Here is a 14,880-nt window from a genome sequence, read left to right as displayed (position 1 = left end):
CGCGGCGACGGCCGTTTCACCCGTTCAGTGCAGCAGAGTCATCTGCACGACCTTCACGATCACCAGCGCGACCGCGACGATCAGATAGCCGCGCAGCACGCCCATCCACACGCGCTTGGACAGCGTCAATTGCGGCGCCGGCAGCTCCTCCAGCGGCGGCATGCGCCACGTGTCGCGCGCGCCCTTCGAGTAGACCGGCGTGGCGTCGTAACCCATGCCGTTGGCCGCGGCGATCGCGACGCGGCGCTTGCGCACCACCAGCGTCGCCGCGTAGCCGGCTACCGCCATCAGCGTGCCGCCCGCGAGCACTTCCATGATCGTTTCGCCGGTGATGTCCGGGTACATGACCGATGCCGTCAGAATGATGGAGAGCATGACGAGTACCCACACCACCGCGCCGGTGAAGAGATTGAGTTTCTTCGAATTGACCCACGGACCGAGCACCGCGCGGTCGTTGCACAACAGCAGCAGGAACACGGTCGCGCTCGGCAGCAGCACGCCCGCGAGCGTTTGCACCGCTTCCGTCAGCAGACCGAGCGGGCTGCCGGGAATCAGCACCAGCGCCGCGGCCGCCGCGACGATGCCGAAGTACACGAGGTAGAAACCCTTCGCGTCCGACACGCCGCGATGCAGCGAGTGACGGATCTTGAACACGTCGCCGATCGCATACGCGGTCGACAGCGACACCGCTGCCGCGCCGATGATGCACGCGTCCAGCAGCGCCACCGCGAACAGCACGGCCGGCGTGCGGCCCGCGTACTTTTGCAGATCGTTGAGCACGCCGCCGGCATCGGTGAAATTGCCGAACTCCGGCTTGCCTGCGTACAGCGCGGCGCAGAACGAGATCATCGCGACCGCGCCGATCATCACGAAGACGATGCCGATCCACAGGTCCGCTTTCTCGTACTTCATGAAGCGCGGCGTGATGCGCTTGTCGACGATATAGCTTTGCTGGAAGAACAACTGCCACGGCGCAACCGTCGTGCCGACGATGCCGATCACGAGCAGCATCACGTCGCTCAGCTTCGAGTGGGCAGGCCAGTTCGGAATGAATAAGTCGTGCGCCATCTGGCTGACGGGCGGATGAATCGACACCAGCACCGGCACCAGCAGCAGGCTCAGCAGACACAGCACCACCGCGAAACGCTCGAAGCGCCGGAAGTTGCCGGTACTGACCGCGGCCATGGTCACGGCCGCCGCGATGCACACGCCCATCACCTTCGAGATGCCGAAGAAATTCAGCACGAAGGTAATGCCGATGAACTCGGTGACGATGGTCAGCGCATTCAGGATGAACAGATCGACGACGCTGAACGCACCCCAGAACTTGCCGAAGCGCTCGAAGATCAGACGCGCATGGCCGACGCCGGTCACGGCGCCCAGGCGCAGCACCATTTCCTGATTGACGAACAGCACGGGTACGAGCAGCAGCATCGTCCACAGCAAAGTCGTGCCGTAGTTCTGGCCGGCCTGCGTGTAGGTGCCGAAAGCGCCGGCGTCGTTATCGCCGACCATCACGATCAGGCCGGGGCCGAGAATCGCGAGCAGCGTACGGAAGCGCGCCCACCAGCTGTTGCGCGGTGCGATGTCGTGATGGGCGATCGTGCCCAGCGCGCCCTTGATGTCGCCGATGTGCGCGTCGTCGAGAACCGCGCTGCGTGGTGGTGAAACGTTGATGGGAGTGGACATGTTTGCCGCCTGTTGATCTGTGTGGTTGATCGATATGTCGATGGAGAAGAGCGACGCGCCTTCAGGGTTCGCCGCGTACCGGCCGCGCAGATGACCGGCGCGACTGGTGCGCGAGCGAATCGCGAAGGCGTGCTGCCGACGAAAAAAAAGACGAAACCGCTTACGCGCCGGTGCAGGCGGCCAGCGCCTTGACGCGGTGCCAGCACACGGCCAGCCAGTGCGGCTTGATGCTGTGCAGCGCGAGTGCCGCGTCGCTGTGGATGTGGGTCTGTTGCAGCGTCGGAACGAGGATGGCGATGTACATGGTGTTTCTCCGTGCGTAAAGCTTTACGCGTTGCGCGGAAAGCGGGCGGACACGGAGCGGCCGGCTAGGCGCGCGGCGGCGTACGTCTACCTGCTTTCCTCAGGCAATAAAAAACTCGAATGGCGAGTGATGGGCATATGGGATAACTGTCACTGTCCGGCATGGCGGCTCCTTATTAGCGGTGCGAAGCGCGTGGGGCTGGCGTGAGGCGAAATCGTTCATGCCTCGACGCTTGCTACGCACGTGTTTAGCCACGCGCCGGGACGCACCGCAAGCCGGACGGATTCGACGAATCGAACGACACGACACGGCGCGGCGCGAGCCGGCGCAGCCGCGAGCCTAAGGCTCGCGACGCGATGCCAGACGGTCTGCGGATGTGCGAAAGACGAAAAGACGAAAGCACACCGCGCCCGACTGGCGCTAGTTAAGGTGCACGGAGAGAGAGACTACGGCGCGCACCGTCTGCCTGCTGGCAAGACGGCGGCTGAGAAAAGGGAGCGCGGACGTCGTGCCGTTCAGGCAGTGAAACTGTTCGAAGATCGACTACTGCTTGAGTCCAAGGCATTGGCCCCGTTTGTGAAGACGGGCGAATTTTATGCACTGCGTTACGAGGAAGTCAACATACTTCGTTAAGCGAAGCAAATATTTATTCCCTGGCCCGCAAACGGCTCGCCGGGCGTTGCTAAAAGGCCATGAAGTCTTTCAAGGCCGACAGGAAGGAAAGGCGGATGAAGGAGCATGCGGTCGTCTTGCGCTGGGTATTCGATGGCTAGGCCGTCTGCTTCGATGCGTGTTCCCACGAGGATTCGGAGTGCGATTTCCTTTACGTCGTTTTGATGCGGTTTTTACTTGCGATTTTCCAGATGTGCCGAATACAATCCGCCCCGTCTCGTCAAATGGAGTCCCTCGTGGACACATGCTCTAGTAGTGGAAGTCCGATGCCGGTCTACGCCGGCGCAGTATCCGCGGGTTAGCAGCAGGGTCTTCCTTCGCCGCTAACTCGCTCTGTTCGGGTTAGCGCGCTTCTCTTTTGACCGGTTCTCGCCGGTCGGTCGGCAGCACGCTCTCTCTATTCTTTCGATCGCCATCGCCACGTCGCTTCGTCGACTGCGAGGGACGGTCACGTCTTTACATCGCCCGGTTAAAGCCTGGCTGGATGGGAGTGAGCTTATGTTCGTCAAAACGTCGTTGGATGGTCGGGGTTGGGGTGGGGCGGCGCGCCGTGCGCGCAATCGGATGGCTGGTGTAGGCGGAGCGGTGGCGGCTCAGCTTGCCGATGCCGGCACTGCCGAGGCGGCCAACGTGGCCGAAGCAGGGCACGCGCTACGCTGGAAAACCGGTGCGCCGCTCGGTCTTTCCCTGTTGCTGGCGATGTGTGTCGCGTCGCCGGTGCTGGCGCAGACGGACGTCACGGCCCCCGCCGCTAGTGACGCTACCGCGTCGGAGCCGGCAAGCGCATCCGCCGCCGCGCCCAGCGGTCTATGGGAGCGTTCGAACCTGCTCGGCGACATGGGCGGTCTGCGTCCGTGGCTCGGCAACTACGGCGTGACCTTCAACCTGCAGGAAACCAGCGAGTATCTGAACAACCTCAGCGGCGGCACGAAACGCGGCGGCGCGTACGACGGCCTGACGCAGTTCGGCATCGTCGTCGATACGGAGAAGGCGGTCGGTTTGCCGGGCGGCACCTTCAACGTGTCGGGCCTGCAGATCCACGGCACCAACCTCAGCACGCGCAATCTGCAGACGCTGCAAAGCGCGAGCGGCATCGAAGCTGATTCCACCACCCGCTTGTGGGAACTCTGGTATCAACAATCGCTTCTTGCCGGCAAGGTCGACGTGAAGGTCGGCCAGCAAAGCCTCGATCAGGAATTCATGGTCAGCCAGTTCGCCACGCCGTTCATCAACGCGACGTTCGGCTGGCCGGTGTTGCCGTCCATCGATCTGCCGGCGGGCGGCCCGGCTTATCCGTTGTCGTCGCTCGGACTGCGGGTGCGCGTCAAACCGTCGGATGCCTGGACTGTGCTGGCGGGCGTGTTCGACGGCAATCCGGCGGGCAGCGATGTCGGCGATCCGCAATTGCAGAACCACCACGGCACGAACTTCAATCTGCGCAACGGCGCGCTGTTCATCGGCGAAGTGCAGTACGCGCTCAACCCGCCGCCGGCGAGTGGCTCGGGCGCGGCGGCGAGCGGTCTGCCGGGTACCTACAAGCTCGGCTTCTGGTACAACACGCAGCGCTTCGCGGACCCGCGCTACGACGTCAACGGACTCTCGCTCGCGGACCCGGCGAGCGGCGGCGTGGCCGCCAGTCATCGCGGCGACTACAGCTTCTACGCGGTTGCCGATCAGACGGTCTGGCAGCGCGGCGGCGACAGCCCGCAATCGGTGGGCGTGTTCGCCCGCGTGATGGCCGCGCCGGGCGACCGCAATCTGGTGGATCTCGGTGTGAACGCCGGGGTGACGCTCAAGGCGCCGTTCAAGGGACGCGATAACGATGTCGCCGGTCTGGCGGTGGGTTACGCGAAAATCGGTTCGCGCGCGCAAGGTCTTGCGAGCGATACCGCGGCGTTGACGACGCCGGGTTATCCGTCGCGCAGCGCCGAGACCGTGGTCGAGGCGACCTATCAGTATCAGGTCGCGCCGTGGTGGCAGGTGCAGGCGGATGTCCAGTACGTGTTCCGGCCGGCGGGTGGTGTGCCGGATGCGCTGAACCCGGCGCAACGGGTGGGCAACGAGGCGGTGGTCGGGGTACGGACCAATATCGTTTTTTGAGTGGGGGCTGAGGCGGGACTGGAGGCGGCGCCTGAGTGGCGCCTGGGGGCGAGCCTGAGTTGGGCCTTGAGTCGAGCGCCAAGTCGAGCCCTAAGTCGAGCCCTAAGTCGAGCCCTAAGTTGAACCCAGCCCCGCGCTCCGGCCGCTGAGCCTGACTTAACCCCGCCGGTCGCCGGACTCAGCGATTGCCGTCCAGCAGTTCGCCGAGCAACTCATCGAACGCGGCTTGCGCGTCTTCGAGCTCCTGCAACGCCGCGTCGAAAGCGGTCAGCGCGAACTGCGACGGCTGGCCGTTGCCCGCGGGCGGAAATTGCGATTGCAGCGACGTGAACGCCGTCTTGACCCGCTGCGTGGCGGTCAGGACGCGTTCCATCGCGGCGGCTTCTTCGGCTCGCGCCTTCTCGTGATCCATAAAACACTCCGTGCTCGTTCGGGCGGCTCGCGCCGCGTCAAAAGCGTGACTATGCCACGACCGAACGCGCTCGCGTTCAGAACAGCGGCAGGCTGCCGTTGGCCTTCACCTCACGCAACGACAGCGCCGATTCCACCGACGTCACGCCCGGCAGGCTGCGCATCTCGTCGCGCATGAAGGTGCCGTAGTCGTCCAGATCGCGCGCGACCACTTGCAGGATGTAGTCGGCGCTGCCCGACACGTTATGGCACGACAGGATGCGCGGGATCGCCTGCACCTCGCGTTCGAAACGGTCCGCGAGCGCGCGGTCGTGCACGGCGAAGCGCACGTAGACGAACGCCACCACGCCGAGCCCGAGCGCCGCGCGCGAGAGCACCGCGCGGTACTCGTCGATATAGCCGTCGCTCTCCAGCCGTTTCAGCCGGCGTGCGCAAGGCGTCTCGCTCAAGCCGACCAGCTCGGCGAGTCTGGCATTCGACATGCGGCCGTCTTTTTGCAGTGCGGCGAGAATGGCGCGGTCCGTTCTATCGAGGTCGGCAGTCATGGCTGATTACGCATATCGAGGGGTGAGGGGGATTCGTTCTGTCGAGGCATGATACTAGCGCATTCCACCAAAATCAGGGATGACGGGCTGGTAATTCGCCAGCAAACCCTCCGTCGACAGCGGCAAGATAGAGCCGTCAAAAACGAGAGGTTTCCATGATTTCCGCACATCTGTTGGTTGTCTATATCGCAGCATTGTTCGTCGTTTATGCCGTGCCGGGACCGGACATGGCACTGGTGCTGCAAACCAGTATCGGACGCGGCATGCGCAGCGGTTTCGCGGCCGCCGGCGGCCTGGGCCTCGCGCGCGCCACGCATGTGACGCTGTCGGCCTGCGGCGTGGCGGCGCTGCTGCGCAACGCGCCGTGGCTGTACGACGTGGTGCGCTACGGCGGCGCGGTGTATCTCGCGTGGGTCGGCATCCAGATTTTCCGGTCACCGGTGTTCGCGTTGCCGGAAAACGGTTCGGCGGCGACTGCGGCGGCGGGCGCGGAGTCGCGGCCTTTGTGGACGTCGTTCGTCAAGGGGCTGCTGACCAACCTGTTGAATCCGAAGGCGCTGTTGTTCTGCTCGGTGCTGCTGCCGCAGTTCGTGCGTCCGGAAGCGGGGCCGGTGGCGTTGCAGATGGTCGAACTCGGGTTGGTGCTGCTCGCGGTCGGCGCGTGTTTCGACCTGACGTTTTCGATCGGCGCGGCGCGCATCGCCAACTGGATGCGTGCGCATCCGCTCGCGCAGACCTTGCAGCGTTGGACCTTTTCGGCCGCGTTGATCGGTTTCGCGCTGCGGCTCTCGCTGGATTGAATCGAACGACGCTCGCGCCGCCTATTTATTCAACTTATGCTCGCGGCGCGAGCGGTCCTCGATGATTTTCCGGCGATGCTTGTCCTTCATTTTCTTCCAGCTCTTGCACTCGTCGCGCGTGCGCATGCAGCCGATACAGAAACCGGTTTTGCTGTCGAACTTGCAGATGTCGATGCAGGGTGACGCGATACTCATGGCAATGATCGAAAGTCTTAAAAGTATCCAGCGACTCTCGCATGCGCCGTGCCCGCGCGCCAACTGATTGTGTTAATAGAGTCGATAGAGCGCCGCGCACGAAGAACGCGGCTGCGCATCAATCCGCCCGTCTCTTCTCTATCGATGAAAACTTTCCTGCTGTATGTCGTGACTGCCGTCGCCGAAATCGTCGGCTGCTATCTGCCGTGGCGCTGGCTCAAGGAGGGCGGCTCGATCTGGCTGCTGCTGCCGGGCGCATTGAGTCTCGCGCTGTTCGCGTGGCTGCTGACCTTGCACGGCGCCGCCGCCGGTCGCGTGTACGCGGCGTACGGCGGCGTGTATGTGGCGGTGGCGATCGCGTGGCTATGGTGCGTGGACGAGGTGCGGCCCACGCTATGGGACGCCGCCGGCGTGGCCTTCACGCTGGCGGGCATGGCGATCATCGCGTTCCAGCCGCGCGTGTGACTTACTTGATCCCACCGAGATAATCGAGCTTGCCGAGCTCCACGCCGTTGTGGCGCAGGATGTCGTACGCGGTCGTCACGTGGAAGAAGAAGTTCGGCAGCACAAAACCGAGCAGGTACGACATGCCGGTGAATTCGATCGGACCGGTGCGCATTTTCAGCGTGATCGGACGCGTTTCCGAACCGTCGATCTGTTGCGCATTGAATTCCTTCAGATAATCGATCGTCTTTTGAAGGCGGGCATGCAGCTCGTCGAACGTCTGCTCGACGTCCTCGAATTTCGGCGCTTCGACGCCGGCCAGACGCGCGGCGCATCCCTTCGCCGTGTCGCTCGCGATATAGACCTGGCGCACCAGCGGCAGCATGTCCGGCGCGAGGCGCGCCGTGGTGAACACCGACGGCTCGATCTGTTTTTCCGCCGCATGCGCCTGGGCCTTGCCCAGAATCGCCTGCAGGTTCGTCAGGCCGCGAATCAGCACGGGCAGGGAAGCTTGATACATCGAAATTGACATGGGGTTCCTCTGATTCTTCGATCGTGCGCGCAGGGAGCGCGCGAGGCAATGTAACGGCTGGATTGCCGCAGCAGCATCATAGCGTGGCCTGTCGCGATGCGTATTGGTCAGTATCGGCGTGCGGTGGATGCGGTGGCCGCTCGCGTTGCGATGCACACATCGACATCCCGCGCCATTAGCCATTCGGGCGACTGCCGTTCGTACCGGAACTGTGGCCCAATGCATTGGTCGGACGGAATGGCGAAGTCCTTGAATCGGCAACCTGCCGCGCGAGCCGAGCGCGGCGGCAACGAGCTTGTGCAGGCGCGCGCCGTGCTCCGCGTAGTGCTTCGGGTTTCACGTCGCGGCCCGCGCCGTCACCCTAACAGGAGAGTCGACACCATGGTCAATAAGCACCCGCTGCCCGGCAGCGAGCGGAACGTAGAGCAGGGTTCGAAAGTCGTGGGGCAATGCGATCCGGCGGAACGGATCGAGGTGTTCGTGATGGTGCGCCGTCAACAGCAGGCTCAGTTCGATGCGTTGATGCGCCGTATCGAAGCCGGCGACGCGAGCGTCCAGCCGCTGTCGCGCGAAGCGCTCGCCAAAGACTACGGCGCCGCGCCGGAAGATCTCGCGAAGGTCAAGACGTTCGCCGCTGCGCACGGCCTGACGGTGGTGCGCGAAGATCTGGCCGCGCGTTCTGTCCTGTTGAGCGGCACCATCGCGCAGTTCCAGAGCGCGTTCGCGGTCAAGCTGGAGCACTACGAACACCACACGGCCGGGCAATTCCGCGGCCGCACCGGCACGATCAGCGTGCCCGACGATCTGCACGGCGTGGTCGAAGCGGTGCTCGGACTCGACAACCGTCCGCCGGCACGGCCGCACTTCCGTATCCGGCCGCCGTTCCAGCCGGCGCGCGGGCATCAAGCGTCGTTCACGCCGCCGCAGATCGCCGCGCTTTATCAATATCCGCAAGGCGACGGCAGTGGGCAATGCGTCGGCATCGTCGAGCTGGGCGGTGGTTACAACACGTCGGATCTCAAGACGTATTTCTCGAATCTCGGCGTCGGGTCGCCCACGGTGAAATCGGTCGGCGTCGATCAAGGCAGCAATCAGCCGAGCGGCGACCCATCGGGGCCGGACGGCGAGGTGACGCTCGACGTCGAGATCGTCGGCTCGATCGCGCCGGGCGCGACGGTCGCGATGTACTTCACGCAGAACAGCGACGCCGGTTTCATCGACGCGGTCAGCCGCGCGGTGCACGACACGACCAATAAACCGTCGGTGATCTCGATCAGTTGGGGCGGCCCGGAATCGAACTGGACCAGCCAGTCGCTGCAGGCGTTCAACAGCGTGCTGCAATCGGCCGCGGCGGTCGGCGTGACGGTCTGCGTGGCCTCCGGCGACAGCGGTTCGAGCGACGGCGCGAGTAGCGGCGACGAGGTCGACTTTCCCGCGTCGAGCCCTTACGTGCTGGCGTGCGGAGGCACCAACCTGACCGCGTCGGGCAGCGCGATCACCCGCGAGGTGGTGTGGAACGACGGCGAGCAGGGCGGCGCGACCGGCGGCGGCGTGAGCAAGGCGTTTCCGGTGCCGGCGTGGCAGCAGGGCTTGTCGTCCACCGCGACGGACGGCGGCGCGACGCCGCTCAGCGGACGCGGCGTGCCCGACGTGGCCGGAGATGCATCGCCGGTCACCGGATACAGCGTGCTGATCGACGGTTCGCAGACGGTGGTCGGCGGCACCAGCGCGGTTGCGCCGCTGTGGGCGGCACTGATCGCGCGCATCAACGCGGCCAAGGGGCAGCCGGCTGGGTTCGTCAACCCGAAGCTGTACAAGGCGGCGGGCGTGTGCAACGACATCACGCAGGGCAACAACGGCAGTTTCGCGGCGTCCGAGGGCTGGGATGCCTGCACGGGACTCGGCAGTCCCAATGGTCAGAAGGTAGCGGCCGCACTATAGTCTCGTTAGTCTGCGTAGCAGGCATGCAGGCACGGCCAACAAGACGTGAACGTATCCATGGAGCGATCATGACGAACCCCGAGTCAGCTTCCGAATCAGCTTCCGCTTCAGCCTCATCATCCGTTTCCGGCTCGACTTCCGGCGCAGTTTCCACCAGTGCGCAGTCGCCGCGCAACGCGCATGCGTCCGCCGCGCCGGGCGCCGCGCACAAGAACGGCGATCAGCCGTTCTTCGATCCGGTCGCCTACGGCAACGGACCGGACGATTCCATCACCGAGACCGCCGAAACCGCCGCGATTACGCATCATTCGATGTCGATCGGCGGGCACAAGATCAACTACACGGCCACCGCCGGCCATCTCGTGATCGTCGACCCGAGCAGTTCGCAGCCGGAGGCCAGCCTGTTCTACGTGGCTTTCACGCAGGACAACCAGAAGGAGGAAACGCGCCCGGTCACGTTCTTCTATAACGGCGGACCGGGATCGTCGTCGGTCTTCGTGCTGCTGGGTTCGTTCGCGCCGCGCCGTATCAAGACCTCGATGCCGAGCTTCACGCCGCCCGCGCCATACGCGATGGAGGACAACCCGGACAGCCTGCTCGACAAGAGCGACCTGGTCTTCATCAATCCGGTCGGCACCGGCTACTCGGCGGCAATCGCGCCGAAGAAGAACCGCGATTTCTGGGGCGTCGATCAGGACGCGGATTCGCTCAAGCAGTTCATCAAACGCTATCTGACCAAGAACGATCGCTGGAACTCGCCGAAGTATCTGTACGGCGAGTCGTACGGCACCGCGCGCAGTTGCGTGCTGGCCTACCGGCTGCATGAAGATGGCGTGGATCTGAACGGCATCACGCTGCAATCGTCGATTCTCGATTACACGCAGTCGGGCAATCCGGTCGGCGCATTGCCCACCGCGGCGGCGGACGCGTGGTATCACAAGAAACTCGGCGTGGCGCCACGGCCAACGGATCTCGGCACGTTCGCCGAGGAGGTGGCTCAGTTCGCGCGCACCGATTATCTGGCCGCGCTGCGCAAGTTCCCGACCACCGACACCGCCACGGTCGAAAAGCTCAGCGAATACACCGGCATCGACAAGACCACGCTGCTTGCGTGGAGCCTCGATATCGCGTCGTACGACAGCCGCGGCAACTCGCTGTTTCTGACCACCTTGCTGAAGTCGCAGGGACTCGCGCTCGGCGAGTATGACGGCCGCGTGACGGCGATCGACACCGGCATCGCCGGCAAGATCGATCCGAACTCCGGCGGCAACGACCCGACCATGACGGCGGTCACCGGCGTCTACACAACCATGTGGAACGTGTATCTGAACGAGCAGTTGAAGTACACGTCGAATTCGTCGTTCACCGATCTGAACGATCAGGCGTTCCAGTACTGGGACTTTAGCCATATCGATCCGACCGGCGCGCAGAAGGGCAAGGACGCGAAGGGCAACATCATCCTCTACACGGCCGGCGATCTGGCCGCCGTGATGGCGCTCAATCCGGACCTGAAGGTATTGTCGGCGAACGGCTTCTACGATTTCGTCACGCCGTTCTATCAGACCGTGCTCGATCTGCAGCAGATGCCGCTGCTCAGTCAGCAGGTGCGGCAGAACCTGTCGGCGCGTTTCTATCCGTCCGGGCACATGGTGTATCTCGACGGCGCGTCGCGCACCGCGCTCAAGGCCGACCTCACGAAGATGTACGACTCGACCGTGTCGAATACCCAGGCGCTCGGCAGAATTCGCGCATTGCAGGCTCGCGTGGCGAAGTAGGCGCGCAGTTGGCGTGTAGTTGGCTCGTAGTTGGCGCTTGGTGGCGCGTGGTGGCCGATCGTGGTCGTCCGGTGCCGCCTGGTTGCTGCGCGGCAGCCGCCCGTGAAGTGGACTGCCTCACGCTTGCTTACCGGCAAGGGTGAGGCGGACATTTTCGCGTAAGCATATTGAATGTGTTCTAATTGGTCCGCGAATTGAACTATTGCGCGCCGCTACCGGTGCGCCGACCAATGAACGCAGGCATTGCACACAGGCGTTGCTCGCCCACACGCGGCGAGCCGGATGGCGGTAAAACCCAGTTGGCTTCTCCGGCGTTCGCTCGCTGGGGCTGCGCGTCGCGCTCCAGCGGCCGGGCGCGCAACGCGCTGCTGCTCGGCTTCACGATCGCGCTTGCGCTGCGCGTCGGCGAGGCGCACGCGCAGGATGCCGGCATGCTCGACGAGCGTGTCACGCAACAATCCATCAACGAAACGATCTGTCGTCCTGGTTACGCTGACACCGTGGCGCCGCCATTCGACGAACTGATGGCGCATAAGGACCGGCTGCTCGTCGAACGCGGCATCGGTGCCGACAGCGGCGCCGCGTTTGCGATCGACCGGCGTGTGCCGATCGTGCTCGGCGGTTCGCCGAACGCGCCCGCCAATCTCGATCTTCTGCCATGGGCGGGTAAGCAGGGCGAACGCCGCAAGGCGCGCGCGGCGGTGATGCTCAAGCGCTGCGTGTGCGAGGGCAAGATGAGTCTGGCGGAAGCTCAGGCGGCGATTATCGGCAACTGGTCGGTGGTGTACGCCGGCTTCAGTCAAACGTCGTGCGATGTCAGCCGGCTCGATGTCGCGACTGGCGAAAGCGGTGGTCGCGGTGTTGCGCGGGATGGGGCGCCTTAAGCGTAAAGCGTTAAACGTTGGGCCTTAAGCAGCGCCATCTCGCGTTCACGGGCGCTACGCTTGCTGCGGCTCTGTTGCCGGTGCAGCGTGCGCTTGCGTCGGATCGAATCAGAGCAGGTTCATTTTTCATCGCGCCGTCGTGTCTCGCCGCGGCGTTGCTTTATCCATTTTTTTCCGGAGTTTCCTCATGATCCATTCACGTATCGCCGCCGCGGCCCTGACCGTCTGCTGCCTGTTCGGCAGCGCCGCCGCGTTGGCCGCCGAAGCCATGCCGTGCGGTAAAGCCGATGCGCTGCACATTCGCGGCGACGTGCCCGCCGCCATCAGCTTCGACGTCTATCGCCAGTTGCGGCCGCTGAGCGCACAACGTGTCGCGCTGTTTCAGGAAGCCGGCGAAGTGAAGCATTTACCCGATGGCCTCGCGGTCTGTGAAGTCGCGGACGATGGCGTGGACGATCCGTCGGCGGTGCTGGTTCATGTGCCGCACGGCAAGAACGCGTGGTGGGTGAGCGCCGCGAACGTGCAAGCAGCGGACTGATCGACCCCCGCGATCAGTCCGCGCGTTGCGTACGTCCCCCGCAGGATGCCGTGCGATGCGGGCGCGGCCCGGTTTTTGCGTGATGCTGCACGCGTTCCGCCGATTGCGCGTGACGCGTGCCGGGTTCGGCGCCGCCGACAGAATGCCCGTTTCGCTGTCGTCGTTCCGGCTTATTCGGTACAGTGCCTTGACGCCGGTCTTTTAAGCGTGCCGTCGACGACACCGTGTCGCATCGCATTCGTTGTCGATCATGGGTATCCTGAAAACAGGACGAAATCCGCAGGGGAGATTTGAATGATTGCCTTCTATCTGTCACTGACCGCCTTGGGTATCGCGGGCGCCGCGTTGATCCGCGAACTCGCCGCCGCGCAGGCGAAGCAACGTGCGGCGCTGCGTCCCGTGCGTGTGCGCACCGCCCATCGCGATGCCGTTCGCGGCGCGCGTCGAGGGTAGACCCTATGAATCTCATCGTGCGCAATATCGCGGAGTCGTGCAGCGCCGACGAGGTGCGGGCCTTCCTCGAACGCGAACTCGGGCATTACGCGAAACATATCGACGTGGTCGATGCGGGCAAACCGTCCGCGTACGCCGCCGTCGAACTGGATGCGAACGTGCCGTATGTCGGCGATGTGATCGCGCGGCAGATACACGGCAAGCAGTTGGGCGGGCAGGCGCTCGAGGCGAGCGCGGATCTGTTCGGCGAGGAGCCGCCGGCGGCGCAGTGAGGTTGGCCCGCTGAGCGCTGATGTGCTCGACGGTGGCGGCAGGGAGCCGTTGCAGCTTTCGACGCTAATCAACTTTACGTCTAACTGCTAATCACCGAAGCCGTCGTTCGACCGGTCTTGTCATCATCGAGTTAGACGGCCCGCAGCGTGCATCGCACGCGCGGGCCGTCAGCTTTTGCCACTCACCACTTCGCTTTATTCTTCGGCGGCCTTCACGGGCCAGTCGAACGGCGTATAAGGCAAAGCCCGCTTGTGGCGCGTCGCCTCGTAGAAACCCAGGATCACTCCACGCGCCGCGTCGCTCACCGGCTTGCCTTCCAGAAAGTCGTCGATGTCGTCGTAGGGAATGCCGTACGCGTCCTCGTCGGGCCGTTGCGGCCGCAACATTTCGAGGTCGGCGGTCGGCACCTTGTGCGCCAGCGCTTCCGGCGCACCGAGCGCCTTGGCCACCGCGCGCACGCGACGCTTGTTCAAACCGGCGAGCGGCAGAATGTCGGCGCCGCCATCGCCGAACTTGGTGAAAAAGCCCATCAACGATTCCGCCGCGTGGTCGGTGCCGATCACCACGCCGGCGCGTGCGCCAGCCACCGCGTATTGCGCGATCATGCGCTGCCGCGCCTTGATGTTGCCGTGCACGAAATCCTGCTGCGCGTCGTCGCGGAACGGCACGCCGCTGTGATGCAGCGCGGCCAGCATCGCGTCGGCGGCGGGCTTGATGTCGATGGCGACGTTTTCGTCCGCGCGGATGAAGCGCAACGCCTGCTGCGCATCCGCTTCGTCCTTCTGTTCGCCGTAGGGCAGGCGGACCGCGACGAAACGGGCATCGTACTGGCCGGCCCGTAGACGCTCGACCGCGAGTTGAGCGAGCCGCCCCGCCGTGGTCGAATCGACGCCGCCGCTGATGCCGAGTACGTAGGTCTTCAGGCCGCTGGCGCGCAGATAGTCGGCGAGAAACGTGACCCGGCGCTCGATTTCGCGCGCCGCGTCGAACTCGGCGCTCATGTGCATTTCCGCGGCGATGGCGGTCTGGCGTGCGACTGGATCCTGTTGCGTCATGATGCTGATGTGCTCCCTCGCGCGCGTGCGCAGTAAGGTCGGTGTTGGTGTTGGTGTTGACGTTGGTGTTGCAACGCTCGTGTGTCGGGAAGACGGGCGCAGTGAGTTGCCTGCGCGTGGTTTTCGAATCGATGACGCGCCGACCGCACGATCCATCGACGGTGTGGTCGAAGCTTCATCGACAGATCGCGACGGGCTCAGTAACATCCCCGTTCCCGGAACGCCGCTGAGCCGGCGAGCAGTCAATAATAAGCAGGTTTGCTCAAATA

16 protein-coding genes are annotated in these 14,880 nt (G+C 64.2%); 9 read left to right on the top strand and 7 right to left on the bottom strand.

Translation table 11 applies throughout. The annotated features are described in order from the left end of the window. Positions 1-24: 24 nt before the first annotated feature. Both LFL96_RS21835 and LFL96_RS21830 read right to left on the bottom strand, forming a co-directional pair. The gene (locus tag LFL96_RS21835; RefSeq protein ID WP_281002780.1) at positions 25-1,689 is read right to left on the bottom strand and encodes an NRAMP family divalent metal transporter; all 1,665 of its coding nucleotides are present in this window, start codon (positions 1,687-1,689) and stop codon (positions 25-27) included. A gap of 160 nt (positions 1,690-1,849) precedes the next feature. Next, positions 1,850-1,993 (bottom strand): hypothetical protein, encoded by a 144-nt coding sequence (locus tag LFL96_RS21830; protein WP_281002779.1) that lies wholly within the window; start codon positions 1,991-1,993, stop codon positions 1,850-1,852. 1,371 nt (positions 1,994-3,364) lie between these two features. On the opposite strand from LFL96_RS21830, the gene LFL96_RS21825 reads away from it, so the two are divergent. Further along, positions 3,365-4,765, top strand: a complete 1,401-nt coding sequence (locus LFL96_RS21825; protein WP_281003829.1) for a carbohydrate porin — start codon at positions 3,365-3,367, stop codon at positions 4,763-4,765. 178 nt (positions 4,766-4,943) lie between these two features. Here LFL96_RS21825 and LFL96_RS21820 read toward each other — a convergent pair whose 3' ends face one another. Then, the gene (locus LFL96_RS21820) at positions 4,944-5,177 is read right to left on the bottom strand and encodes a hypothetical protein (RefSeq protein ID WP_281002778.1); all 234 of its coding nucleotides are present in this window, start codon (positions 5,175-5,177) and stop codon (positions 4,944-4,946) included. A gap of 76 nt (positions 5,178-5,253) precedes the next feature. Further along, complete coding sequence (locus LFL96_RS21815) at positions 5,254-5,721, bottom strand: Lrp/AsnC family transcriptional regulator (protein ID WP_281002777.1); 468 nt, start codon at positions 5,719-5,721, stop codon at positions 5,254-5,256. A 155-nt stretch (positions 5,722-5,876) separates the two neighbouring features. On the opposite strand from LFL96_RS21815, the gene LFL96_RS21810 reads away from it, so the two are divergent. Continuing rightward, complete coding sequence (locus LFL96_RS21810; RefSeq protein ID WP_281002776.1) at positions 5,877-6,521, top strand: LysE family translocator; 645 nt, start codon at positions 5,877-5,879, stop codon at positions 6,519-6,521. 21 nt (positions 6,522-6,542) lie between these two features. Here the strand turns inward: LFL96_RS21810 and LFL96_RS21805 are convergent, their stop codons facing one another. Then, positions 6,543-6,716 (bottom strand): DUF1289 domain-containing protein, encoded by a 174-nt coding sequence (locus tag LFL96_RS21805; protein ID WP_281002775.1) that lies wholly within the window; start codon positions 6,714-6,716, stop codon positions 6,543-6,545. 144 nt (positions 6,717-6,860) lie between these two features. Here LFL96_RS21805 and LFL96_RS21800 point away from each other — a divergent pair, with 144 nt between their 5' ends. Beyond that, the gene (locus tag LFL96_RS21800; RefSeq protein WP_281002774.1) at positions 6,861-7,181 is read left to right on the top strand and encodes a YnfA family protein; all 321 of its coding nucleotides are present in this window, start codon (positions 6,861-6,863) and stop codon (positions 7,179-7,181) included. 1 nt (position 7,182) lies between these two features. On the opposite strand, the gene LFL96_RS21795 is transcribed toward LFL96_RS21800, so the two are convergent. Further along, positions 7,183-7,692 carry a DUF1993 domain-containing protein gene (locus LFL96_RS21795; RefSeq protein WP_281002773.1) on the bottom strand — a complete coding sequence of 170 codons (510 nt, stop codon included), beginning with the start codon at positions 7,690-7,692 and terminating at the stop codon, positions 7,183-7,185. A 381-nt stretch (positions 7,693-8,073) separates the two neighbouring features. Here LFL96_RS21795 and LFL96_RS21790 point away from each other — a divergent pair, with 381 nt between their 5' ends. The 6 genes from LFL96_RS21790 (at position 8,074) to LFL96_RS21765 (ending at position 13,555) form a co-directional block, all read left to right on the top strand. Next, positions 8,074-9,633, top strand: coding sequence for a S53 family peptidase (locus tag LFL96_RS21790; RefSeq protein WP_281002772.1), 1,560 nt, complete (start codon positions 8,074-8,076; stop codon positions 9,631-9,633). 68 nt (positions 9,634-9,701) lie between these two features. Continuing rightward, positions 9,702-11,408 (top strand): peptidase S1, encoded by a 1,707-nt coding sequence (locus tag LFL96_RS21785; protein ID WP_281002771.1) that lies wholly within the window; start codon positions 9,702-9,704, stop codon positions 11,406-11,408. Between the two features lie 230 nt (positions 11,409-11,638). Next, the gene (locus LFL96_RS21780) at positions 11,639-12,292 is read left to right on the top strand and encodes a hypothetical protein (RefSeq protein WP_281002770.1); all 654 of its coding nucleotides are present in this window, start codon (positions 11,639-11,641) and stop codon (positions 12,290-12,292) included. Positions 12,293-12,479: 187 nt separating this feature from the next. Further along, complete coding sequence (locus LFL96_RS21775) at positions 12,480-12,830, top strand: hypothetical protein (protein ID WP_281002769.1); 351 nt, start codon at positions 12,480-12,482, stop codon at positions 12,828-12,830. A 294-nt stretch (positions 12,831-13,124) separates the two neighbouring features. Beyond that, positions 13,125-13,283, top strand: coding sequence for a hypothetical protein (locus LFL96_RS21770; RefSeq protein ID WP_281002768.1), 159 nt, complete (start codon positions 13,125-13,127; stop codon positions 13,281-13,283). Between the two features lie 5 nt (positions 13,284-13,288). Further along, complete coding sequence (locus LFL96_RS21765; protein WP_281002767.1) at positions 13,289-13,555, top strand: RNA-binding protein; 267 nt, start codon at positions 13,289-13,291, stop codon at positions 13,553-13,555. A gap of 195 nt (positions 13,556-13,750) precedes the next feature. On the opposite strand, the gene nadE is transcribed toward LFL96_RS21765, so the two are convergent. Continuing rightward, positions 13,751-14,611, bottom strand: a complete 861-nt coding sequence (gene nadE, locus LFL96_RS21760; RefSeq protein ID WP_281002766.1) for an ammonia-dependent NAD(+) synthetase — start codon at positions 14,609-14,611, stop codon at positions 13,751-13,753. Positions 14,612-14,880 lie beyond the last annotated feature (269 nt).

Origin of the sequence: Paraburkholderia sp. D15, from assembly GCF_029910215.1 — a bacterium.
Classification (GTDB): Bacteria; Pseudomonadota; Gammaproteobacteria; order Burkholderiales; family Burkholderiaceae; genus Paraburkholderia.
Note: the sequence above shows the minus strand (reverse complement) of the source record. Positions and strands in the feature narration are given on the sequence as shown.

What these genes read in the sequence shown, in the direction of transcription:
- LFL96_RS21835 (WP_281002780.1), bottom strand. Translation starts at nt 1,689, where the DNA reads ATGTCCACTCCCATCAACGTTTCACCACCACGCAGCGCGGTTCTCGAC.
- LFL96_RS21830 (WP_281002779.1), bottom strand. Translation starts at nt 1,993, where the DNA reads ATGTACATCGCCATCCTCGTTCCGACGCTGCAACAGACCCACATCCAC.
- LFL96_RS21825 (WP_281003829.1), top strand. Translation starts at nt 3,365, where the DNA reads ATGTGTGTCGCGTCGCCGGTGCTGGCGCAGACGGACGTCACGGCCCCC.
- LFL96_RS21820 (WP_281002778.1), bottom strand. Translation starts at nt 5,177, where the DNA reads ATGGATCACGAGAAGGCGCGAGCCGAAGAAGCCGCCGCGATGGAACGC.
- LFL96_RS21815 (WP_281002777.1), bottom strand. Translation starts at nt 5,721, where the DNA reads ATGACTGCCGACCTCGATAGAACGGACCGCGCCATTCTCGCCGCACTG.
- LFL96_RS21810 (WP_281002776.1), top strand. Translation starts at nt 5,877, where the DNA reads ATGATTTCCGCACATCTGTTGGTTGTCTATATCGCAGCATTGTTCGTC.
- LFL96_RS21805 (WP_281002775.1), bottom strand. Translation starts at nt 6,716, where the DNA reads ATGAGTATCGCGTCACCCTGCATCGACATCTGCAAGTTCGACAGCAAA.
- LFL96_RS21800 (WP_281002774.1), top strand. Translation starts at nt 6,861, where the DNA reads ATGAAAACTTTCCTGCTGTATGTCGTGACTGCCGTCGCCGAAATCGTC.
- LFL96_RS21795 (WP_281002773.1), bottom strand. Translation starts at nt 7,692, where the DNA reads ATGTCAATTTCGATGTATCAAGCTTCCCTGCCCGTGCTGATTCGCGGC.
- LFL96_RS21790 (WP_281002772.1), top strand. Translation starts at nt 8,074, where the DNA reads ATGGTCAATAAGCACCCGCTGCCCGGCAGCGAGCGGAACGTAGAGCAG.
- LFL96_RS21785 (WP_281002771.1), top strand. Translation starts at nt 9,702, where the DNA reads ATGACGAACCCCGAGTCAGCTTCCGAATCAGCTTCCGCTTCAGCCTCA.
- LFL96_RS21780 (WP_281002770.1), top strand. Translation starts at nt 11,639, where the DNA reads ATGAACGCAGGCATTGCACACAGGCGTTGCTCGCCCACACGCGGCGAG.
- LFL96_RS21775 (WP_281002769.1), top strand. Translation starts at nt 12,480, where the DNA reads ATGATCCATTCACGTATCGCCGCCGCGGCCCTGACCGTCTGCTGCCTG.
- LFL96_RS21770 (WP_281002768.1), top strand. Translation starts at nt 13,125, where the DNA reads ATGATTGCCTTCTATCTGTCACTGACCGCCTTGGGTATCGCGGGCGCC.
- LFL96_RS21765 (WP_281002767.1), top strand. Translation starts at nt 13,289, where the DNA reads ATGAATCTCATCGTGCGCAATATCGCGGAGTCGTGCAGCGCCGACGAG.
- nadE (WP_281002766.1), bottom strand. Translation starts at nt 14,611, where the DNA reads ATGACGCAACAGGATCCAGTCGCACGCCAGACCGCCATCGCCGCGGAA.